2 protein-coding genes are annotated in these 3,792 nt (G+C 42.6%); both read right to left on the bottom strand.

Annotated elements, in window-relative coordinates; translation table 11 throughout:
- Nucleotides 1-385: 385 nt before the first annotated feature.
- Nucleotides 386-1,957 carry a BCCT family transporter gene (locus tag L4C33_RS20425; protein ID WP_428814230.1) on the bottom strand — a complete coding sequence of 524 codons (1,572 nt, stop codon included), beginning with the start codon at nucleotides 1,955-1,957 and terminating at the stop codon, nucleotides 386-388.
- Nucleotides 1,958-2,207: 250 nt separating this feature from the next.
- Nucleotides 2,208-3,792: BCCT family transporter (locus L4C33_RS20420; RefSeq protein WP_428814229.1), on the bottom strand; the 1,585-nt coding region annotated here is incomplete at its 5' end.

The following is a 3,792-nucleotide window of genomic DNA, read 5'->3' as shown; positions in this document are numbered from 1 at the left end:
CTTCTGACACGCTCTCTGCTCGAAGGTAAACACCGTTTCGGGTTTGTTCAAACAGTTGAGTTGCAGACAACCATGTTAATGCTGTCGCCATTAAGACAACAGCAGAGAGACTCGCAGCTATTAGCTTTTGTTTAAGTGTTAATTTCATTTACAGTTCGCGTGGTGGGAAGGATTCCAACGCATACTAACCAAAAATAATTATAAATTCGAGCAATTTTGCTCAAAATAGACTCAATGCCAAGCCTTTGTTATTTAATCGTAAATTTGTGCCAAAAGCCTGTCGGGCGTCAAAATAAAACACACATTAAAAGCAAGTAAATACCTCAAATTTTAGGCACAAAAAAGGGCGAATATTCATTCGCCCTTTTTAGAGTATTACGTAAAATTAACGTTTCTCGGTACGCATACCCATTAGCAAGCTCACACACATCATCAGAAGAATGAAGGTAAATGGCAATGCTGTTGAAATTGCACCAGCTTGCAATGCTTGAACCGCTTCAGTACCGCCGACCCATAGTAGAGCAACCGCAATGGCACCTTCTAGGAACGCCCAGAACACACGCTGTAAAACAGGAGCATCAACTTTACCGCCAGCAGTAATACTATCGATAACTAAAGAACCTGAGTCAGAAGATGTGATGAAGAATACAAGTACCAAAATAATCGCAATGATTGAAAGCATAGTGCCAAATGGCAGAGCATCAAACATTTGGAACATCGCTAGTGAAATATCAGTCAGGCCTTTAGTGCCTAACTCACCAACACCACTGGTAATTTGATCGATAGCTAAACCGCCAAATACTGACATCCAAAGGATTGTTACTGTTGTAGGAACAATCAATACTGCTGTAATGAACTCACGAACAGTACGACCTTTAGATACACGAGCAATGAACATACCTACGAATGGTGACCAAGAAATCCACCAAGCCCAGTAGAATACAGTCCAACCTTGGAACCACGCTTCGTCGTTACGACCGTGCGGGTTACTCAGTGGAATGATGTTTTCTAGGTAAGCCATCAGTGTTGTTGGAATTGAACCCAACGTTACAGCGTAGCCAATAAGACCAACTAACCCTAATAGCACGAAAGCCACTAGCATATTGATGTTACTGATTACTTTTACGCCGCCATCAATACCGCGAAGTACTGAAACAACCGCTAGTAGTGTAACGACCGTGATGACAACAACTTGTAATCCAAGTCCGGCTTCAATTCCGAATACATGCTGAATACCACTTGCTGCCTGCTGTGCACCTAAACCTAACGAAGTTGCCAAGCCAAATAGTGTTGCAAGAACCGCTAGAATATCAACAATATGACCAGCCCAACCCCACGCTCTATCACCTAAAATTGGGTAAAAGATTGAACGGATCGAAAGCGGTAAGCCTTTGTTGTAGGTAAAGAATGCAAGTGAAAGCGCTACTACACCGTAAATTGCCCATGGGTGAAGACCCCAGTGGTACATAGTCGCACCCAGTGCTAATCGCGCAGCCTCTGGCGTATTCGGCTCTACGCCAAGCGGCGTTTCATACCAACCTGTGAAGTACGCAGCTGGCTCAGCCACACTCCAAAACATTAGGCCAATACCCATACCTGCCGCAAATAACATGGATAGCCATGACATAAACGAATAATCGGCCGTGGCATCTACACCACCTAATCGAATCTTACCAAATGGCGAAACGATAAGGCCTAAACAGAAAATTACGAAGATGTTACCAGCCCATATAAACAACCAATCAAATGAACCGATGATTTGCCATTTAAGACCGTCTAGAGCCGCTTTTGCTGACGCTGTATCAGTGACTAATACACCAATCAAAAACAGCGCGATAAAGCCTGCACTAATACCAARAACTGGGTTATGGACGTCAAAACCCCATTTTTGTACGTTATCTTGACCGACTGTGTAGTCGGTACTATCGATACTGTACTTATCTAYACCTTTAGTCATTATTCCTCTCTTTGGAATATCGCTAATATCCCTTTCCTTTATTGCTAGCGAATGAACAAGCTTTATTATAGAACCAAGCTCCGAGGCCTGTTCTCACAATAATTCAAATACTTGGATGCACTAATTCTAGCAGAGCACACTATAAAATTCAGCCCGTCTAATAGTGTTCGCTGAAAATTCACACAATCTCAATATATTTGGCGCAAAAAAAAGACCAGCTTACGCTGGCCTTTTTAATGTATCTAATTATCTAAGCAACTTGCTTAGATTGCTGAGCTAATTGATGTTCAGACCTTAGTCCTAATAATAAGCTCCAGCACATCAACAACAAGATAACCGTAAACGGTAACGCCATTGAAACTGTACCTGCTTGTAATGCTTGAATAGATTCAGTACCACCAACCCATAATAGAACGGCAGCAATAGCACCTTCAATTGAAGCCCAGAAGATACGCTGAGGCACAGGTGCATCAATCTTACCGCCAGAAGTAATGCTATCGATTACTAAAGAACCTGAGTCAGATGAAGTAATAAAGAACACCATAATCAGAGCAATAGAGACTACTGAAAGAAYGTTACTCATTGGCAGTGCATCGTATGTATGGAATAAAGACAACGTAATGTCTTTAAGGCCATTCACACCAATTTCACCTACTTTGTTCGCTACTTGGTCAATTGCAATACCGCCAAACACAGCCATCCAAATAACGATAACTGAAGTTGGAATAAATAGTACAGCTACCATAAATTCACGAATAGTACGGCCTTTAGAAATACGAGCGATGAACATACCTACGAACGGTGACCATGAAATCCACCAAGCCCAGTAAAATACAGTCCAACCTTGCATCCAAGTTTCATCTTCACGACCGTGAGGGTTACTTAGAGGAATAAAGTTTTCAATGTAGCCCATTAATGCCGTTGGAATTGAACCTAACGCCACTGAACCACCAGCAATAATAACGAAGATAAGCAACGCTAAAGCCACAAGCATGTTTACGTTACTTAGAACTTTAACACCGCCTTCAATACCACGAACTACCGACACAATCGCCAAACCAGTAACAAAAACGATCACGCCAATTTGCATGCCAATGCCGCCGTCAGTGCCGAAGACATGGTTGATACCACTTGCCGCTTGTTGTGCACCTAAGCCTAGTGACGTTGCAAGACCAAATAAGGTTGCAAGTACAGCTACGATGTCAACAACATGCCCAAACCAACCCCATGCTCTGTCACCCAGCAATGGGTAAAAGATAGAACGGATTGAAAGTGGTAGACCTTTGTTAAAGGTGAAGAATGCTAGAGATAACGCAACAACAGCGTAAATTGCCCAGCCGTGCAGACCCCAGTTGTAGATAGTCGCACCAAGTGCAAGTTTAGCGGCTTCAGGAGATAACGCTTCAACACCTAATGGTGTTTTGTACCAACCTGTAAAGTAAGCAACTGGTTCTGCAACACCCCAGAACATAAGTCCGATACCCATACCAGACGCGAATAACATCGCCATCCAAGATAGGTTAGAGTGCTCTGCTTTAGCATCATCCCCACCAATACGGATTTTTCCGTATGGAGAAAAGATCAGGGCAAAACAGAAAACAACAAACAAGTTTGCTGACCACATGAACAAGCCATCGAAGTTTCCAATCACTTGCCACTTAATACCATCTAATGCTGCTTTTGCTGTTTCCGCATCAGCGACCAACAGAGCAACTAAAAATAAAATGATAAAGCCGGCACTAATGCCGAATACAGGGTTATGTACATCAAAACCCCATTTTTGTACGTTATCTTGACCTACGGTGTAATCCGTATTCTCGATACTATAAATATCC

The sequence above is a fragment of the Vibrio makurazakiensis genome (genome assembly GCF_050337375.1).
Classification (GTDB): domain Bacteria; phylum Pseudomonadota; class Gammaproteobacteria; order Enterobacterales; family Vibrionaceae; genus Vibrio; species Vibrio makurazakiensis.
The sequence above is the reverse complement of the archived record's forward strand: the minus strand, read 5'-3'. Positions and strand labels throughout refer to the sequence as shown.